Origin of the sequence: Pseudomonas ceruminis, from assembly GCF_021602025.1 — a bacterium.
In the GTDB taxonomy this organism is placed as follows: Bacteria; Pseudomonadota; Gammaproteobacteria; order Pseudomonadales; family Pseudomonadaceae; genus Aquipseudomonas; species Aquipseudomonas ceruminis.
Window position 1 is genome coordinate 166,458 of the sequence record NZ_BQHW01000002.1, and the last position, 19,308, is coordinate 185,765.

Below are 19,308 nucleotides of genomic sequence, written 5' to 3' on the forward strand. Positions count from 1 at the left end.
CCGCAAGTGCCTCCTGAGACTCACCACGCGTTCGCTACCCGCCCACTACTCCTGCTGGGCGAACGCCTGCTCTGCATCCCAACCGCCGCCCAGCGCGGCGATCAGTTGCACGCTCGCCACCAACCGCCCCTGCAGCAGGTTCAGCGCACTGCGCTCGTTGCTCAGCGCCGTGGTCTGCACATTGACCACATCCAGATAGCCGATCAGCCCTGCACGGTACTGGTTCTCGGTCAGGCGCAACGATTCGCGGGCGGCATCCAGGGCTTCCTGGCGCACCACCGCCTCATCGGCATACACCTTGAGCTGAACGAGGTAGTTCTCTACCTCCTTGAAGCCATCGAGCACGGTCTGGCGGTACTGCGCCACCGTCTGGTCATAGACCGCGACAGTGCGGTCCACCTCGGCGCTGCGCTTGCCGGCATCGAACAGGGTCAGGGCCAATTGGGGGCCGACCGACCAGTAGCGGTTGGGCAGCTCGATCCAGTTGCTGAAACTGCTGCTGGAATAGCCGCCATTCATGCTCAGGCTCAAGTCCGGGAAGTAGGCGGCACGTGCCACACCGATGTTCGCGTTGGCAGCCATGACATTACGTTCTGCCGAAGCGATGTCCGGGCGCCGTTCCAGCAATTGCGACGGCAGCGTGACCGGTACCTGCGGCAAGGCGGGAATGGTCTTGCTGTCTGCCAGCGAAAATTGCGCAGGCGCCTTGCCCAGCAGCACAGCAATGGCGTTCTCGAACTGGGCACGCTGCCAGATCAGGTCGATCAGATCGGCCTGGGTGCTTTTGAGCTGGGTACGGGCCTGGGCCACGGCATCGGGACCGGCCACACCAGCGCGGTACTGGTTCTGGTTCATCCGCAACGAGCGCTCATAGGCCGCGACGGTGGCTTCCAGCAGGCGCTTCTGCTCATCGATCACGCGCAACTGCAGGTAGTTCTGCACCAATTCGGACTGCTGGCTGAGGCGGATCGCGGCCAGGTCGGCAAAACTGGCCTGGGCACTGGCCTCATTGGCATTCATGGCCTCGCGCAGCTTGCCCCACAGGTCGATTTCCCAGCTCACGCCGAGCTGCGCGTTGTAGGTGTTGCGGATACCGCTGCTGTTGTTGGACAGGCTCGAGCTGGAGCTGCCGGTGCCTTGCGCCGATCGGTTCTTGCTGGCGCTCAAATCGAGGCTGGGGAACAGCGAAGCACGGCTGCTGCGCACCAGCGCCTGGGCCTGGCGGTACTGGGCTTCGGACTGCGCCACAGTCTGGTTGCTGCGGTTGAGTTCCTCAACCAGCGCGTTAAGCCCGGCATCACCATAGACTTCCCACCAGGCACCCCGAGTGATGGCATCGGACGGGTTGGCCTGGGTCCAGCCTTCGGCCTGCTTGTACTGCGCAGGTGTGCTCAGTTCAGGACGATGGTAGTCCGGGCTCAGGGTACAGGCACTGAGCAGCGCCACACACAGCCCGGCGCCAACCAGGCGCGAACCGCGGCCACGGGTCAGCAGTTGCAGGGCACGGTGGAGTGGAGTCTGGGCAAAGTTCATAGCGGAGTTTCCAGAGCGGCATCGGTGCGCACGCCGCGCCAATGGTTGAATCGGTGACGCAAGCGGTCCAGGTACAGGTACACCACCGGCGTCGTATAAAGGGTCAGGACTTGGCTGAAGACCAGCCCGCCGATGATGGTCAAACCCAGCGGCTGGCGCATTTCTGCACCCTCGGTGCGACTGAGCAGCAACGGCAAGGCACCGAGGATGGCCGCCAGGGTGGTCATCAGGATCGGCCGCAGCCTCAGCAGGCAAGCCCGGCGGATCGACTCTTCCGGCGTCATGCCCTGGTGGCGCTCCAGTTGCAGGGCCAGGTCGATCATCAGGATGGCGTTTTTCTTCACCACGCCGATCAACAGGAACAGCCCCAGCAGCGAGATCAGGCTGAACTCGCCGCCGGTGACGTACAGCGCCAGCAAGGCACCGACCCCCGCCGAGGGCAAGGTCGAAAGGATGGTCAGCGGGTGGATGTAGCTTTCGTACAGAATGCCCAGCACCAGGTAGACCAGCACCAGCGCGCCGAGGATCATGAATGGCTGGCCTTGCTGGGTCTTGGCAAAGGCGTCGGCGGTACCGCCGAGCTTGGCGATTACTTCCTCAGGCAGGCCGAGCTTGGCCACTGCCCGCTCCACTGCGGCCATGGCCTGGTCAGGGCTGTAGCCTTCGGCAACATCGAAGGCGATGTCTTCGGAGGCGAACTGGCCCTCGTGGCTGACGCGGTCGTTGGCCAGGCTGTTCTCGTAGTGGGCGATGGTCGACAGCGGCACGCGCGCACCGTCGCTGGTGATCACCTGCACCTGCTCCAGGGTACTCGGGTCCCAGGCGTACTTGGGGTTGATCTCCAGAACCACCTGGTATTGGTTGAGGCTGTCGTAGATCGTCGAGATCTGCCGTTGGCTGTAGGCGTTGTTGAGCACCGTGGTGACCATGTCCATGTCGATGCCCAGGCGCTTGGCCTGGTCACGGTCGACCACCAGGGTCACCTGCTGGGTGCCGGAGCCGTCGCGGGCGTCGATGGCCGTGAGCTCAGGCAGCGCACGCACTGCGGCCACTACCTTGGGGAACCATTCGCGCAGGGCTGCGAGGTCGCCGCTCTGCAAGGTGTACAGGTATTGCGAGGAGGTCTGGTCACGGCCGCCACCGCCCAGTTGCAGGTCCTGGTCGGCCATCAGGTACAGCCGCCCGCCAGGCACTTTGGGCATTTCTTTGCGCAGCCGCTCGATGACCTTCTGTGCGTCGAGCTTGCGCTCGCTGATCGGCTTCAGGCGCACCAGGACCATGGCATTGTTGGTGCCGCTGTTACCGCCGATGAAGCCAGCAACGCTCTGCACGGCCGGGTCGGCCAGCAAGGCGCGGCGGTAGATCTCCATTTTCGGCTGCATCACGCTGAACGACAGGCCGTCGTCACCGCGGATAAAGCCCATCAGCTGGCCCGTGTCCTGCTGGGGGATCAGCGTTTTGGGTACCACCACGTACAGGGCGATGTTGATGCCGATGGTTGCCAGCAGGCTGATCAAGGTCAACCGCCTGTGGCGCAAGGCCCAGCCCAGGCTGCGGTCATAGCCATCCACCATGCGTTTGTGCACCCTGTCGCTCCAGCGCTGCAGCCGGGTAGGCTCGGCGCGGTGCGGCTTGAGCCAGCGGGCGCAGAGCATCGGCGTGAGGGTCAGCGATACCACCAGCGAAACGATGATCGCCGCCGCCAGGGTGATCGAGAACTCCTGGAACAGGTTGCGCACGATGCCACCCATGAACAGGATCGAAACGAACACGGCCACCAGCGAAACGTTCATCGACAGCAAGGTGAAACCGACTTCCTTGGCGCCGAGAAACGCTGCGCGCATCGGTGGCTGGCCGTCCTCGATGTGCCGGGAGATGTTCTCCAGCACCACGATGGCATCGTCCACCACCAGGCCGGTGGCGAGGATCAGCGCCATCAGCGACAGATTGTTCAGGGAAAACCCGCACAGGTACATCACCGCGAAGGTGCCCACCAGGGACACGGGCACTGCCAGGCTCGGGATCAACGAGGCGCGCAAGCTGCCCAGGAACAGGTAGACCACCAGGATCACCAGCACCACGGCGATCAGCAGGGTATGCTCGGCCTCCTTGAGGGTGGCCTTGATCACCGGTGAGCGGTCCATGGCGACGTTCAGCTGGACGCTGGCCGGCAGCAGCGACTGCAACGCCGGCAACTGCGCGTGGATCTGGTCGACCGTCTCGATGATGTTGGCGCCGGTCTGGCGATTGACCACCAGCAGCACGGCACTCTGGTCGTTGAAAAAGCCGCTGTTGTAGCGGTTCTCGACGCCGTCGGTGATGGTCGCCACGTCTCCCAGGCGCAGAATGGTGCCGTCTTGCTGGCGGATAACGATCGGCTCGTAGTCCTTGGCCTTTTCCAGCTGGTCGTTGGCGCGTACCTGCCAGCTGCGTTCGCTGTCCTCGACGAAGCCCATGGGCCGACGCTGGTTGGCGTTGGCTACCGCCGTGCGCACGTCGTCCAGCGACAGGCTGTACTGGTTCAACAGTTGTGGCTCGACGGCAATACGCACGGCCGGCAGCGAGCTGCCGCCGATCTGCACCTCGCCTACGCCACTCACCTGGGCCAGGCTCTGCGACAGAATGGTGTCGGCCAGATCGTACAGCTGGCCCTTCTGCAGCACGTCAGAGGTCAGCGACAGCACCATGATCGGCGCCTGCGCCGGGTTGATCTTCTTGTAGGTGGGCATACTGCGCATGCCACTGGGCAGCAGGTTGCGGGTGGCATTAATGGCTGCCTGCACCTCACGCGCCGCGCCATCGATGTCGCGCCCCTGCTCGAACCCGATGATTACCCGGGTCGAACCCTGGTTGGAACTGCTGGTCAGCGTGGTGACACCGGCGATGGTGCCGAGCTTGCGCTCCAGGGGTGTAGCCACCGTGGAGGCCATGACCTCGGGGCTGGCCCCCGCAAGGTTGGCCTGCACCACGATCACCGGGAAGTCCATCTGCGGCAAGGGTGCCACCGGCAACAGGCCGAAGCTGACGCCGCCGAGCAATATGATCGCAAGGCTCAGCAGCATGGTCGCCACCGGCCGGCGAATGAACGGGCCGGACAGGTTCATGCCTGGGCCTTCTGGGTATCGGGGGCCGGGCGCCAGCGGCGTGCCAGGCGGTCGAAGTACAAGTAGATGACGGGGGTGGTGAACAAGGTCAGCACCTGGCTGACCAGCAGTCCGCCGACCATCACCAGGCCCAGCGGCTGGCGCAGCTCGGCGCCCGAACCGGTGGCCAGCATCAGCGGCACGGCACCGAACAAGGCCGCCAGGGTGGTCATCAGAATCGGCCTGAAGCGCAACAGCGCCGCCTGGTAGATGGCATCCTGCGGGGTCATGCCCTGGTGACGCTCAGCCTCGAGGGCGAAGTCGATCATCATGATCGCGTTCTTCTTGACGATGCCGATCAACAGGATGATGCCGATGATGGCGATCATGCCCAGGTCGTTGCCACTGAGTATCAGCGCCAACAAGGCGCCGACCGCAGCCGACGGCAAGGTCGAGAGGATGGTCACCGGGTGAATGTAGCTTTCGTACAGCACGCCCAGCACGATGTACATGGTCACCACAGCGGCCAGAATCAGCAGCAAGGTGCTCGACAGCGATGCCTGGAAGGCTTCGGCGGCACCCTGGAACTTGGTCTGCACACCGATCGGCATGCCGATCTGCTGCTGCACCTGCTCGATCACCTGGACCGCCTCGCCCAGTGAGGCGCCATGGGCCAGGTTGAACGACATCATCACCGCCGGGAACTGGCCAATGTGCGAAATCGCCAGCTGCGCCTGGCGCTGCTCGATCCGTGCCAGTGCCGACAGGCGTACCTGGACGCCGTCGCTGGCCTTGACATGGACCGACTCCAGCGCCTGCGGGCCGATGCTCGACGCATCGCGCGACTGCAGCACCACGCGGTATTGGCTGGCCTGGGTATAGATAGTCGAGATCTGCCGTTGGCCGAAGGCGTCGTACAGGGCGTTGGTGATCTGCGCGACGTTGATGCCCAGGCGGCTGGCCATGTCCCGGTCGATCACCAGGTACACCTGCAGGCCTTTGTCCTGCAGGTCGCTGGCCACATCTTGCAACTCGGGACGCTGCTGCAGCGCCTGCACCAGCTTGCCGCTCCACTGCGCGAGCATGTCGGCGTCGGGCGACGACAGGCTGAACTGGTACTGAGTGCGGCTGACCCGGTCCTCGATGCTCAGGTCCTGTACCGGCTGCATGAACAGCCGGATACCGACCAGCTTGTCCAGCTGCGGTTGCAACCGGTTGATCACTTCACCGGCGGTGACGTCGCGCTCGCCGTGGGGTTTGAGGTTGATCAGCAGGCGGCCACTGTTCAGCGTGGCGTTGTCACCGTCCACGCCGATGTAGGAAGACAGGCTCTGCACCGCCGGGTCCTGCAGGATCACCTTGCTCAGGGCCTGCTGACGTTCGCTCATGGCGGCGAACGAGGTCGATTGCGGCGCCTCGGAAATCCCCTGGATCACCCCGGTGTCCTGCACCGGGAAGAAGCCTTTGGGCACCATCATGTACAGGATCACGGTCAGTGCCAGGCTGGCCACCGCCACCAGCAGCGTCAACGGCTGATGCTTGAGCACCCACTGCAGGCCACGGCCGTAGTGTTCGATCAACCAGTCGATCCAGGCGCCACTGGCCCGGTAGAACCGGCCCTGCTCTTCTTCCTTGGGTTCGCGCTTAAGCAGGCGCGCGCACATCATCGGCGTCAGGGTCAGCGAAACCACCAGCGAAATCAGGATAGCCACCGCCAGGGTGATGGCAAACTCACGGAACAGCCGGCCGACCACATCGGCCATGAACAGCAGCGGAATCAACACGGCAATCAGCGAGAACGTCAGCGAGATCAGGGTGAAGCCGATCTGCCGCGCACCCTTGAGCGCGGCTTGCAGGGGTGTCTCGCCTTCCTCGATATGCCGCGAGATGTTCTCCAGCATGACGATGGCATCATCGACCACGAAACCGGTGGCGATGGTCAGCGCCATGAGGGTCAGGTTGTTGATCGAAAAACCGGCCAGGTACATCACACCGAAGGTACCGACCAAGGACAGCGGTACGGCAATCGAGGGAATGATGGTGGCGCTGAAGCGGCGCAGGAAGACGAACGTGACCATCACTACCAGGGCGATGGCGATCAGCAACTCGTGCTGCACGTCCTTGACTGCAGCGCGGATGGTCTGGGTACGGTCGGTGAGCACCGACACGTCAAGCCCAGCCGGCAGGTTGTCGGTGATCGACGGCAGCAACTCCTTGATACGGTCGACCACCTCGATGACGTTGGCTCCCGGCTGGCGCTGGATGTTCAGCAGCACCGCCTGGTTCTGGTTGGCCCAGGCTGCCAGGCGTTCATTCTCTGCTCCATCGACGATTTCGGCGACGTCCTTCAGGCGCAGCGGTGCACCGTTGTTGTAGGCCAGGATAAGGTTGGCGTACTCCTCGGGGGAACGCAGCTGGTCGTTGGCGTCGAGCATCGACACACGGGTCGGGCCATCGAAGTTGCCCTTGGGCTGGTTGACGTTGGAGGCGCCGATCAGGGTGCGCACATCGTCAAGGTTGAGGCCGTTGGCGGCCAGTGCATCGACGTTGACCTTGATCCGCACGGCCTGGCGCTGGCCGCCGGCAATGCTGACCATACCTACACCGCTGATCTGGGCAAGCTTCTGCGCCACGCGGGTGTCCACCAGGTCGTTGAGTTTGGGCAACGGCATGGTCTTGGACGAGATGGCCAGGGTCAGCACCGGTGTGTCTGCCGGGTTGACCTTGTTGTACACCGGGGGTGCCGGAAGGTCGCTGGGCAGCAGATTACTGGCCGCATTGATCGCAGCCTGCACCTGTTGCTCGGCCACATCCATGTTCATGTCCAGGCTAAAGCGCAAGGTCAGTACCGAGGCCCCCCCGGAACTGGTCGAGGCCATCTGGGTGAGGCCAGGCATTTGCCCGAACTGGCGCTCCAGCGGCGCGGTGACCGCGCTGGTCATGACCTGAGGGCTGGCGCCCGGGTACAAGGTCATGACCCGGATGGTCGGGTAGTCGACCTGCGGCAGGGCCGAGACCGGCAGCAACTTATAGGCGATCAGGCCGGCCAGGACGATGGCCAGCATGCTCAGCGTGGTGGCGACCGGGCGAAGAATGAACAGGCGTGACAGGTTCATGCGCCCGCCTTACCTGCCGCTTCACCGGCCTGGGCCGAGCCCTTGGCCTCCTGGCCCTGCAGGTGCTGGCCGGGCGTGGTCGGCACTTGCGAGCTGTCTTCAACGACCTCCACCTTGGTGCCCTCGCGCAGGCGGTCGGTGCCTTCGAGCACCAGGCGGTCGCCTGCCTTGAGGCCTTCCAGAATCACACTGTTCTCACCGTCGCTGGCACCCACCTTGAGCGTGCGGATGTTGACGGTGTTCTCGGCGTTGACCACATAGGCAAAGGTGCCATCGTTGCCGAACTGGATCGCTGCCGCCGGGGCCATGACCACCTGTTTGAGGGTGTCGGCCAACAGGCGCACGTTGACGAACTGGTTGGGGAACAGGGCCAGGTCTTTGTTCTCGAAGCGGCCCTTGAACTTCAGGGTGCCGGTGGTGGTGTCGATCTGGTTGTCGATGCTGCCGAGCACGCCAGTCGACTGCAGCTTGCTATCGCTGCGGTCCCAGGCCTCAACCGGCAGAATGGCGCCGCTGCGGTAGCGTTCGAGCACGGTGCTGAGCTCAGTTTCCGGCAGGGTGAAGGCGACGTTGATCGGCTCGGTCTGGGTGATGACCACCAGCGCAGTGGTGTCATTGGCCGCCACCAGGTTGCCCAGGTCGAGCTGGCGCAGGCCCACACGCCCGCTGATCGGCGAGCGGATCTGGGTGAAATCGAGGTTCAGGCGCGCATCGTTGACCTGGGCCTGATTGGTCTTCACCAGCCCCTGGAACTGAGCCACCTGGGCTTCGGCCGTATCGAGGGTCTGCTTGGCGATACTGTCTTCGGCGTACAAGCCTTTATAGCGAGCCAGGTCGACCTGGGCGTTTTTCAATTGCGCCTGGTTCTGCGCCAGGGTGCCTTCGGCCTGCTGCAAGGCAATGCGATAGGTGCGCGGGTCGATTTCGGCCAACAAGTCGCCGGCCTTGACCTGCTGGCCTTCCTTGAAGTGGATCTTCACCAGCTCACCGGCCACCCGGCTGCGCACATTGACCGTGTTGGTCGCAGTCACTGTGCCCAGGGCCTTGTAATAAAGCGGGAAGTCGCCCACCCGCACCGGCTCGACCCGCACCGGCACCGGGTCGGTAGACCCACCGAAGCCCGGGCGCCCGCCCATGCCCATCCCTTTACCCGGGCGCCCCCCGCCTGCCTCTTTATGGGCAGGCGTTGCGGCGGGCCACAGCCACCAGGCCAGCAGGGCCACCAGCAGCAGGATCAGCAGGCCGACGAGCCAGCGACGGGGGGATCGGGAGACAGAAGCTTGCATGGGTTGAACGAACCTTGTTCGGAGTGACGACTTGGGGAGGGTGAACGATAAGCACTGGCACCGTTTTAGCAAAGGCCCTTTACCAGAGGTTTACCTTTGCCTGACGTTGTCAACAGGTTGAACTTTAAATGAAAACGGCCCGGAAAGGGTTCCGGGCCGTTACAGGGTATTGCGTGATAGGCGGGGGGCCGCGCGGCCGGCACTGAACCGCCCTGCCCTCACGGCAACCTTACTTCAGGACAGCCAGCGCTGCCTCATAGTTCGGCTCTTCAGCGATTTCGCCCACCAGCTCGCTGTGCAGCACGTTGTCGTTTTCGTCCAGTACCACTACGGCGCGGGCGGCCAGGCCGGCCAGAGGGCCGTCGGCGATGGCGACGCCATAGTTCTCGAGGAATTCACGGCCGCGCAGGGTCGAGAGGTTCTTCACGTTTTCCAGGCCTTCGGCACCGCAGAAGCGCGCTTGGGCGAATGGCAGGTCAGCGGAGATGCACAGCACCACGGTGTTGGCCACATCGTTGGCCTGGGCGTTGAACTTGCGCACGGAGGTGGCGCAGGTCGGGGTGTCGACGCTCGGGAAGATGTTCAGCACCTTGCGCTTGCCGGCGAAGTCCTTCAGCGACTTGTCGGCCAGGCCTTCGCCGACCAGGGAAAAGGCAGGTGCCTGGGCACCGGCTTTTGGCAGTTCGCCTTTGACCTGAACCGGGTTGCCTTTGAGAGTCACTTGAGCCATGGACGAAATCCTTGTATGGGGTTTGAAAAGGACCCTGAGTTAAGCATGAAGGCGGGCGGGTGCCTATGGGGTAACGTGAAATTGTTCGATTGCCGGACACTTCTTGTGGACAAAAAAATGCCCGGGTGGCGACAGCCGACCCGGACACGTCTTACCGCCAGCGCAACATCAGCCCACCAGGCCGTACACCACAGACGTCAGCGCGACCAGGCCGACCACCACGACGAACACGTTGGACAGCGCGCCGCTGTACTTGCGCATCGACGGCACGCGGCGGATGGCAAACATCGGCATGAGGAACAGCAGCACGGCGATGATCGGCCCGCCGAGCGATTCGATCATGCCGAGGATGCTTGGGTTGAGGGTGGCGACGATCCAGCACACCACCAGCATCAGCGCGGCAACCATACGGTCCAGCGCCTTGGCACCCGGGCGCGCACCCGTCTTGGCAATGATGCCCTTGAGGCCTTCGCTGGCACCGATGTAGTGGCCCAGGAACGACTTGGCGATGGCGATGAAGGCAATCAACGGCGCGGCGAAGGCGATCGTTGGGTTGCTGAAGTGGTTGGCCAGGTACGACAGGATCGACAGGTTCTGTGCCTTGGCTTCGGCCAGCTGTGTGCTGTCGAGGGTCAGCACGCAGCTGAACACGAAGAACAGCACCATGGCCACCATCAGCAGGTGGGCACGGGCCAGGATCTGCCCGCTGCGCTCGTCGGCGTGTTCACCGTAACGGCGCTTCTGGTCAACGGCAAAGGCCGAAATGATCGGCGAATGGTTGAACGAGAACACCATCACCGGGATCGCCAGCCATACCGTGTGCAGGAACGCCGAACCCGACGGCAGCTGGTTGGCGCTGTCGAGGATACCGCCGGTCCAGTGCGGTACCAGGTACAGGCCCAGCAGCGCCAGGGCGACGATGAACGGGTAGACCAGCAGGCTCATGACCTTCACCGTGGCCTGTTCGCCGCAGCGCACGATAGCCAGCAGGCCGAGGATGAGCACGAACGACAGGATGACCCGTGGTGGCGGGGCCATGTGCAGCTGGTGTTCCATGAAGCTGCTGACGGTGTTGGTCAGGGCCACACTGTAGATAAGCAGGATCGGGAAGATGGCGAAGAAGTACAGCACCGTGATCAGTGCGCCGGCCTTGATACCGAAGTGCTCTTCGACCACTTCGGTGATGTCGCCGCCATTGCGCCCGGAGAGGACAAATCGGGTCAGGCCGCGGTGGGCGTAGTAGGTCATCGGAAACGCCAGCGCGGCGAGGATCAACAGCGGCCAGAAACCGCCCAGGCCAGCGTTGATTGGCAAGAACAAGGTCCCTGCGCCGATGGCGGTGCCAAACAGACCCAGCATCCAGGTGGTGTCTTGACGCGACCAGCGGCTCAGGGCTGCCGGGCTCGATTCTTCATAGCGCCGTTCGACGCTTGGGGCCTGCTCATTCATTCCGGGTGTAGCTCCACTCGCAAGACTGCAACAGGGCTGGGAATGGCGAAACAGACACTTCGCGCAACCCAACCAAAAAGAGGGGCGCGATTGTGCACTGAAAGTGGGCGGTTGCGAAGCCCCGTCCGAGGGACGGTTGCACTGGCCTTTACTAGGAGGGTTGCACCTTGGGGCTGCTGTGCAACCCATCGCGGGCACGCCAGCGCCTACAGCGACCGCGCACAATTCAAGCCCTGCGCTGTAACTGTAGAAGCCGGCTGGCCGGCGAAAGGGCCGCAAGGCGGCCCCGTGCGGGATTACTTCTGAACGGCCGCGAATGCCTCGGCAACCCGTTGCAGGTTGGCCGGACGCAGGCCGGACATGCACACCCGGCCGCTGTCGATCAGGTACACACCAAACTCGTCACGCAGGCGACGGACCTGCTCGACGCTGAAACCGGTGTAGCTGAACATCCCACGCTGGCGCAGGAAGAACTGGAAGTCCTGGCCTGGCAGCAGAACCGCCAGCGCATCGACCAACGCCTGGCGCATGTCGAGGATACGCTTGCGCATCACCTCCACTTCAGCCGCCCACTGCGCGCTCAGGGCCTCATCGCCCAGCACGCCGGCCACCAGTTGTGCGCCGAAGTTGGGCGGGCTTGAATAGTTGCGGCGCACGGTCGCCTTGAGCTGGCCCAGTACGCTCTGGGTGGTGGTTTCGTCGTCACAGACCACCGACAGGCCCCCTACCCGCTCGCCATACAGCGAGAAGATCTTCGAGAAGGAGTTGCTGACCAGGCACGGCACGCCGGCACGGGCCATTTCGCGGATGGCGTAGGCATCTTCCACCAACCCTTCGCCAAAACCTTGATAGGCGATGTCGAGGAACGGGATCAGCTGGCGCGCCTTGACCACCTCCACCACGTGTTGCCACTGATCCTGAGTCAGGTCGGCACCGGTAGGGTTGTGGCAGCACGGGTGCAGCAGCACCACACTGTGGGCCGGGAGTACCTGCAGGGCGGCGAGCATGCCGTCGAAGTCCACGCCACGGCTGGCCTGGTCGAAGTACGGGTAGCTGTGCACCTTGAACCCGGCACCCTCGAAGATGGCGCGGTGGTTGTCCCAGGTCGGGTTGCTCACCCAGACTTCGGACTGCGGGAAGTAGCGCTTGAGGAAGTCAGCACCTACCTTGAGCGCGCCGGAGCCGCCGACGGTCTGCACGGTTGCCACGCGCTTGCCGGTCACGGCCGGGTGGTCGGCACCGAACAGCAGTGCCTGGATCGCCTGGCGGTAACTGGCCAGGCCTTCCATCGGCAGGTACAGCGAGGCCTCGTGGGCCTGGCCGGCGATGCGATTCTCCACCGCATCCACCGCCGCCAGCTGTGGCACCACGCCGGCCTCATCGTAGTACAGGCCGATACTCAGGTTGACCTTGTCAGCGCGCGGGTCGGCCTTGAAGGTTTCCATCAACGAGAGGATCGGGTCGCCGGCATAGGCATCGACATGTTTGAACACAGCGTGCAGCTCCTTGGATCAGGACAGTTCGGAAAGGCTGCCCTGAGGATACCCGGAGTCGCACCGAAGCACATCACCAAATGTGCAAGGGTGTCTATGCACGCCTGCATGACGCCCTGCGCGGTGGCGCACTATAGGGCTCGCCGTTCAGACAGCCAGCGCCTCGAGCTCCTGCAACTCCTGATCGGTCAGTGCCACCCCGTCCCGCTCGGCCACTGCCCGCTCGCGATAACGTCGCTCACCCGGCATCCGTGACAGGCCCACGGCCTGCATCTGCTCGACCAGCGCGCGGCTGCGCAAGGCAAAACGCTCGCCTTCGGCCTTGCTCGGGTCGATCACGATGATCAACTGCCCGGTCCACGGGGTCTTGGCGCCTGGGTGGTTCGACCAGTCGAACTCCCAGGAGAAGTGCCCCCCTGTCAACGCCGCTGCCAGCAACTCCACCATCATCGACAGCGCAGAGCCCTTGTGCCCGCCGAACGGCAACAACGCCCCGCCGTCGAGGATCGCCTGAGGGTCATTGGTTGGCTGGCCATCGGCCCCTACCCCCATGCCGTCAGGCAACCGCTGGCTGGCGCGGGCGGCGATCTGCACGTCACCATGGGCCATGGCGCTGGTAGCCATGTCGAACACGATCGGGGCATGTCCGGCACACGGCGCGGCGAAGGAGATCGGGTTGGTGCCGAACAACGGCTTGCGCGCACCATGGGGCACCACACAGGTCATGCTGTTGACCACGCTCAGTGCCACCAGGCCTTCATCGGCAAATGGCTCGACATCAGGCCACAACGCGGCGAAATGGTGCGAGTTGTGGATCGCCAGCACCGCGATGCCGGCACTGCGCGCCTTTTCGACCAGCAATGCACGCGCCGCCGCCAAGGCCGGCTGGGCAAAGCCACCGCCGGCGTCTACGCGCACAAACGCGGGCGCCACATCGGTGACCTGGGGTATGGCGCGGCCATTTACCCAACCACTGGCCAGGGTCGAGACATAACCCGGAACGCGGAACACGCCGTGGCTGTGGGCACCATCGCGCTGGGCGCTGGCGCAGTTGTGAGCCAGCACGCGGGCCACCGCCTCGCTGCAGCCATGACGCTGGAAAACCGTTTGCAAAAGACCCTGCAGCTCGGCAAAAGGCATGCGCATGGCCGGACGGTTGGAAGGTGCAGACATCTGAAGCTCCTTTCTTGGAATTGGAATGGCAACAGCGTTGGCAATGACAAAAACTGTCCTGCAAATGACAGCTATCTGTCAAATATTGACTTGATGACAGAAAACAGCCATTTTCTAGAACACGCCTCACTTGGAACAGCACCATGAGCCAGCCGATCAAGCAACGCCTGGAAAACAGCCTGCAAGGGGCCGCTGCTTCGGGCCGCAAGATCGCCAGCTACATGCTCGCCAACCTGCACGAACTGCCGTTCCAGACCTCGGCCAGTATCGCCGCCAAACTGGGCGTCAGCGAATCCAGTGTCGGGCGTTTCTGCCGCTCCCTGGGTTATGCCCATCTCAAGGCACTCAAGCAAGACCTGCAGAACGACCTCGGCGATGGCCCATGGCTGGTGGGGGATCGCCTGCAGGAATACCGCCAGCAGCACGACGACCGCACCCGCGCTGGCAGCCTGGAGCTGGAGATCGCCGCGCTGGTGCGGGTGCATGAGTACAGCCACAGCGAGGCCTGGCACCGCACGGCACAGCGCTTGGCAGAGCGGCCACGGGTGTTCATCGCCGGCTTTCAGACCGAGCGCGGCATCGCCCAGTGCATGGCCCACCTGCTGCACTACCTGCGCGATGGCGTGCAGGCGGTGGACGGCAGCGCCGGGCACTTCGGCGAAGTGCTGCTCGGCCGCCCGGAACACAGTGCCCTGGTGGTCTTCGAGGCGCGCCGCTATTCCCGTCATGCCCTGCTGCTGTGCCATAAGGCGCGCCAGGCGGGCATCCCGGTCACGCTGGTGACCGACACCTTCTGTGACTGGGCCGATGCCAATGCCGACGAGGTGTTCCGCATCCCCACCGAATTCAATCTGTTCTGGGAATCCACCTCGGCAATGCTGTCGTGGGTGCACCTGATGGTCAACGAGGTCTGCAAGAAACTCGGGCCTGATGTTGAAAAACGCTTGGAAGCGACTGCCGCTCTACATAACGAGTTCGTCGGCTACACGGCGGGCAAACAACAATAGCAAGAGTGCAAGAGGTGCAAGATGAACAAGACCATGGCTATGGTGGGTGCATGTGCGCTGCTGCTGGCCGGTGCGGCCAACGGCGAAACCCTGCGCTTCGCCACCGAGGGGGCCTATCCGCCCTTCAACTACGTCGACGCCAAGAACCAGTTGCACGGGTTTGACATCGACATCACCCACGCCCTGTGCGAGCAGATGAAGGTCGAGTGCACCCTGGTCGCCCAGGACTGGGAAGGCATCATCCCGGCGCTGATGGCGCGCAAGTACGATGCGGTGGTCGCCTCGATGATCGACACCGAGGAACGGCGCAAGAAGATCGCCTTCACCGACCACTATTACCGCACGCCGCTGACCGTCGCCGTGGCCAAGGACAGCAAGATCAGCGATGCCCAGAGCACCTTCAAGGGCTACACCGTGGGCGCCCAGTCGTCCTCGACTCAGGCCATCTACGCCGAGGACGTCTACGCCAAGGCAGGTGCCGACGTGAAGCTGTACCCGACCATGGACGAAGCCAACGCCGACCTTGCCGCCGGTCGCCTGGACGGGGTGATCGCCGACAAGTTCCCGCTGCACGAGTGGATGGACAAGAACGGCCAGGACTGCTGCAAGGTACTGGGTGATGTGGCCGGGACCAAGGCCGATGCCGCCATTGCCGTACGCAAGGACGACGACGCGCTGCGTCAGCGGCTGAACACTGCCTTGGCCGAGATCGTCGCCAACGGCACCTACCAGAAGATCGCCAGCAAGTACTTCGCCTTCGACATCTACAACTGACTTGCGGCTCAATCGCCGGCACGCCGGCCTCACAGGTACAGCCACTGCTCAGGTTCAGTGAGCAACCTGTGTGAGCCGGCTTGCGGGCGACCGGGCCAGACCCGTCTGCACAAGGGGTACGTCATGCTCGATCAATTGTCCTTGCTGTCCTTTGCCAGCGGCGGCTGGGGCCAGGCCCTGCTGGCCGGCGCCCTGGTGACCCTCTCCCTGGCACTCGCCTGCCTGCCCATCGGCCTGCCGCTTGGCCTGCTGGTCGCCCTGGCAGCGCGTTCGCGCAAGCGTCTGCCGCGGGCCTGGGCAACCACCTTCTCCACCGTGTTCCGCGGCCTGCCCGAACTGCTGACTCTGTTGATCATCTACTACGGCTGCCAGATCGCCGCGCAGAAGCTGCTCGCCGCATTGGGCTATCAAGGCGAGTTTCTGATCAACACCTTCCTCGCCGCCATGATCGCCTTCAGCCTGGTGTTCGCCGCGTTCTCCAGCGAGATCTGGCTGGCGGCCTTCAAGACCTTGCCCAAAGGGCAATTGGAAGCCTGCTCGGCCCTGGGCCTGAGCCAACGCACGGCGTTCTTCAAGGTGGTGCTGCCTCAACTGACGCGCATTGCCTTGCCGGGGCTTTCGAACAACTGGTTGTCGTTGCTCAAGGACACCTCCCTGGTATCGACCATTTCGCTGGTCGACCTGATGCGCCAGACCAACCTGGCCGTCAGCGTGACCAAGGAGCCGATGTTCTTCTATGGCGTCGCCTGCGTGGGTTACCTGCTGTTCTCCGCGGTGTCGGGGCGGGTGTTTGCCTATATCGAACGGCGTAGCAACCGTCACCTGCAAGGAGCACGCGCATGAGCGCCGAACAGCTATTGGGTATGGTACTGGACCTGGACCTGCTGGAACGCTACGGTCCGCGCTTCGTCGATGGCCTGCTGGTGACGGCCAAGCTGGTGGTGATTTCCTTCAGCCTGGGCGCCGTGTTAGGCCTTTTGCTGGCGCTGGCGCGCATGTCCCGCAACCTGCTGCTGCAGCGCCTGGCCGCCGGCTATATCTACTTCTTTCGCGGGTCGCCCTTGCTGGCGCAGCTGTTCCTGCTTTATTACGGCCTGGGCTCGCTCAAGGGTTTCTGGCAGGACGTGGGCCTGTGGTGGTTCTTCCGCGAAGCCTGGTTCTGCACCTTGCTGGCCTTCACCTTGAACACTGCCGCCTACCAGGCCGAGATTTTCCGCGGCAGCCTGATGGCCGTCGCGCCAGGGCAGCACGAAGCGGCACAGGCTCTGAACCTGAAGCGCTCGACCACCTTCTTCAAGGTGATCCTGCCCCAATCCTTGTTGGTGGCTATCGGCCCGTTGGGCAATGAACTGATCCTGATGATCAAGGCCAGCGCCATCGCCTCGCTGGTAACCCTCTACGACCTGATGGGTGTGACCAAGCTGGCCTTTTCGCGCAGCTTCGACTTCCAGATCTACCTGTGGGCCGCAGTGCTCTACCTGCTGATCGTCGAACTGGTACGGCGCCTGCTCAAACGCCTGGAGGCCCGCCTGGGCCGCCATTTGAACTGACCGAAGGATATTGTCATGCATTGCCAGACCCTTGTTCTTGGTGCCGGCATCGTCGGCGTCAGCACCGCGCTGCACCTGCAGGCGCGCGGGCGGCAGGTCATCCTGCTTGACCGCGACGACCCCGGCAGCGGCACCAGCCATGGCAATGCCGGGCTGATCGAGCGCTCCAGCGTGATTCCCTACGCCTTCCCTCGCCGGTTCGGTGCACTGCTGCGTTATGGCCTGAATCGCCAACCGGATGTGCGCTACAGCCTGCTGCATCTACCTAGAGCGGCGCCTTGGCTGCTGCGTTACTGGCGCCAATCGGCGCCCGGGCGCCTGGCCGGCGCTGCCGCCGACATGCTGCCACTGGTGCAGCGCTGCGTTGAAGAGCATGACGCCTTCGTCGCGGCGGCCGGCCTTGAAGGGTTGGTACAGGCCAAAGGCTGGATCGAGGTCTACCGGGACCCGGCGCTGTTCGAACAGGCCAAGGCTGAACTCAAGCACCTGGCCCGCTATGGCCTGCAGTACGAAATCCTCGAGCGTGGCCAGTTGCAGGCCCGTGAGCATCAGCTCAACAGCGCCGTGGTCGGCGGCATTCACTGGCTTGACCCGAAAACCGTGAACAACCCCGGTGCCCTCACCCGCGGCTACGCAGCGCTGTTCGTCCAGCGCGGTGGGCAGTTCCTGCATGGCGATGCGCGCAGCCTGCGCCAGGCCGGCGGCCAATGGCAGGTCGACAGCCAGCGTGGTCCTGTTACGGCCGATGAAGTGGTGGCGTGCCTTGGCCCACAATCGGCTGACCTTTATGAGCGCCTGGGCTACCGCATTCCGCTGGGCATCAAGCGTGGCTACCACATGCATTACAGCAGCCGTGAGGGCGCGCAGTTACAGCACGCGATCTGCGACACCCAGGGCGGCTACGTGCTGGCGCCCATGGCCCGGGGTGTGCGCCTGACGACGGGCATCGAGTTTGCCGACAGCCACGCGCCGGGCAACGAAATCCAGCTCAAGCGCTGTGAAGCACTGGCACGCAAGCTGTTCCCCGCGTTGGGCCAACGCCTGGATGACAGCCCCTGGCTGGGCCAACGCCCCTGCCTGCCAGACATGCGCCCGGTAATTGGCCCGGCGCCTCGGCACAAGGGGCTGTGGTTCAACTTCGGCCACGCGCACCACGGCCTGACCCTCGGCCCGGTCAGCGGTCGCCTGCTGGCGGAACTGCTCACTGGCGAGCCCCCCTTCACTGACCCTGCGCCCTACAGCGCGGCACGTTTCGACTGAAACCACGCGGGAGAACAACAACATGACCGCCCCCCTGAGCGTTGCCAGCCTTGCCCCTGAGACCGACCCGCGCCCGGTGCTGATCCGCATCGAGGGCCTGAACAAGCACTATGGCGCCTTCCATGTGCTGCGCGACATCGACCTGCAGGTGCGCGAAGGCGAGCGCATTGTCCTGTGCGGCCCGTCCGGTTCCGGCAAATCCACTCTGATTCGGTGCATCAACCGCCTGGAAATCGCGCAACAGGGCAGCATCCAGGTAGCCGGCATCGACCTGGCGGCCAACAGCCGACAGGCCACCCAGGTGCGCAGCGAAATCGGCATGGTGTTCCAGCATTTCAACCTGTTCCCGCACATGAGCGTGCTCGACAACTGCCTGCTCGCACCCACCAGCGTGCGCGGCCTGACGCGCAAGGATGCCGAGGAGCGGGCGCGGATGTACCTGAACAAGGTCGGCATCGAAAGCCAGGCGCACAAGTACCCCAGCCAGCTCTCCGGTGGCCAGCAGCAACGCGTGGCGATCGCCCGGGCGCTGTGCATGAAGCCGCGGATCATGCTGTTCGATGAGCCGACCTCGGCGCTCGACCCGGAAATGGTCGCTGAAGTGCTGGATGTGCTGGTGCAACTGGCAGGCACAGGCATGACCATGCTCTGCGTCACCCACGAGATGGGCTTCGCACGGCAGGTGGCAGAGCGGGTGCTGTTCCTGGAAGGTGGGCAGATCATCGAGGACAGCCCGCCAGGGGTGTTCTTCAATCTGCCGCGTACCGCGCGGGCCAAGGGCTTCCTGGCTCAGATCCTTCATTGAAGACCGCAGGCGCAAGGTCCCTTCATTGCAGCGCTGCAATGATCCAACT

At 63.8% G+C, this 19,308-nt stretch carries 14 protein-coding genes; 6 read left to right on the plus strand and 8 right to left on the minus strand.

The features are described 5' to 3' along the window. Window positions 1-45: 45 nt before the first annotated feature. From L6D80_RS03105 to L6D80_RS03140, 8 genes are all read right to left on the minus strand, one after another. Window positions 46-1,533, minus strand: coding sequence for an efflux transporter outer membrane subunit (locus L6D80_RS03105; protein ID WP_176514069.1), 1,488 nt, complete (start codon window positions 1,531-1,533; stop codon window positions 46-48). Then, window positions 1,530-4,637, minus strand: coding sequence for an efflux RND transporter permease subunit (locus L6D80_RS03110; RefSeq protein WP_176514070.1), 3,108 nt, complete (start codon window positions 4,635-4,637; stop codon window positions 1,530-1,532). The genes L6D80_RS03105 and L6D80_RS03110 overlap by 4 nt, the downstream gene beginning before the upstream one ends. Further along, on the minus strand, window positions 4,634-7,732 hold the full coding sequence (locus tag L6D80_RS03115) for an MdtB/MuxB family multidrug efflux RND transporter permease subunit (RefSeq protein WP_176514073.1): 3,099 nt from the start codon (window positions 7,730-7,732) through the stop codon (window positions 4,634-4,636). The genes L6D80_RS03110 and L6D80_RS03115 overlap by 4 nt, the downstream gene beginning before the upstream one ends. Further along, complete coding sequence (locus L6D80_RS03120; protein ID WP_054899589.1) at window positions 7,729-9,018, minus strand: MdtA/MuxA family multidrug efflux RND transporter periplasmic adaptor subunit; 1,290 nt, start codon at window positions 9,016-9,018, stop codon at window positions 7,729-7,731. The genes L6D80_RS03115 and L6D80_RS03120 overlap by 4 nt, the downstream gene beginning before the upstream one ends. 229 nt (window positions 9,019-9,247) lie before the next feature. Next, the gene (gene tpx / locus L6D80_RS03125; RefSeq protein ID WP_054899590.1) at window positions 9,248-9,748 is read right to left on the minus strand and encodes a thiol peroxidase; all 501 of its coding nucleotides are present in this window, start codon (window positions 9,746-9,748) and stop codon (window positions 9,248-9,250) included. Between the two features lie 168 nt (window positions 9,749-9,916). Continuing rightward, the gene (locus L6D80_RS03130) at window positions 9,917-11,197 is read right to left on the minus strand and encodes a serine/threonine transporter (protein WP_176514075.1); all 1,281 of its coding nucleotides are present in this window, start codon (window positions 11,195-11,197) and stop codon (window positions 9,917-9,919) included. 296 nt (window positions 11,198-11,493) lie between these two features. After that, window positions 11,494-12,690, minus strand: a complete 1,197-nt coding sequence (locus L6D80_RS03135) for an amino acid aminotransferase (RefSeq protein WP_054899592.1) — start codon at window positions 12,688-12,690, stop codon at window positions 11,494-11,496. Window positions 12,691-12,837: 147 nt separating this feature from the next. Then, on the minus strand, window positions 12,838-13,863 hold the full coding sequence (locus tag L6D80_RS03140; protein WP_176514077.1) for an Ldh family oxidoreductase: 1,026 nt from the start codon (window positions 13,861-13,863) through the stop codon (window positions 12,838-12,840). A 143-nt stretch (window positions 13,864-14,006) separates the two neighbouring features. On the opposite strand from L6D80_RS03140, the gene L6D80_RS03145 reads away from it, so the two are divergent. The 6 genes from L6D80_RS03145 to L6D80_RS03170 all read left to right on the plus strand — a co-directional run bounded on the left by L6D80_RS03145 (window position 14,007) and on the right by L6D80_RS03170 (window position 19,259). Then, window positions 14,007-14,870: a MurR/RpiR family transcriptional regulator gene (locus L6D80_RS03145; RefSeq protein WP_054899594.1), complete on the plus strand. Its 864-nt coding sequence runs from the start codon at window positions 14,007-14,009 to the stop codon at window positions 14,868-14,870. Window positions 14,871-14,891: 21 nt separating this feature from the next. After that, window positions 14,892-15,644, plus strand: a complete 753-nt coding sequence (locus L6D80_RS03150; RefSeq protein ID WP_054899595.1) for a transporter substrate-binding domain-containing protein — start codon at window positions 14,892-14,894, stop codon at window positions 15,642-15,644. 123 nt (window positions 15,645-15,767) lie between these two features. Beyond that, window positions 15,768-16,487 (plus strand): ABC transporter permease, encoded by a 720-nt coding sequence (locus tag L6D80_RS03155; protein WP_054899596.1) that lies wholly within the window; start codon window positions 15,768-15,770, stop codon window positions 16,485-16,487. Then, window positions 16,484-17,194: an ABC transporter permease gene (locus L6D80_RS03160; protein WP_176514079.1), complete on the plus strand. Its 711-nt coding sequence runs from the start codon at window positions 16,484-16,486 to the stop codon at window positions 17,192-17,194. Before L6D80_RS03155 ends, L6D80_RS03160 begins: the two co-directional genes overlap by 4 nt. A gap of 15 nt (window positions 17,195-17,209) precedes the next feature. Beyond that, window positions 17,210-18,454 (plus strand): NAD(P)/FAD-dependent oxidoreductase, encoded by a 1,245-nt coding sequence (locus tag L6D80_RS03165; RefSeq protein ID WP_176514081.1) that lies wholly within the window; start codon window positions 17,210-17,212, stop codon window positions 18,452-18,454. Between the two features lie 22 nt (window positions 18,455-18,476). Next, window positions 18,477-19,259 carry an amino acid ABC transporter ATP-binding protein gene (locus L6D80_RS03170; RefSeq protein WP_176514082.1) on the plus strand — a complete coding sequence of 261 codons (783 nt, stop codon included), beginning with the start codon at window positions 18,477-18,479 and terminating at the stop codon, window positions 19,257-19,259. The last annotated feature ends 49 nt before the right edge of the window (window positions 19,260-19,308 follow it).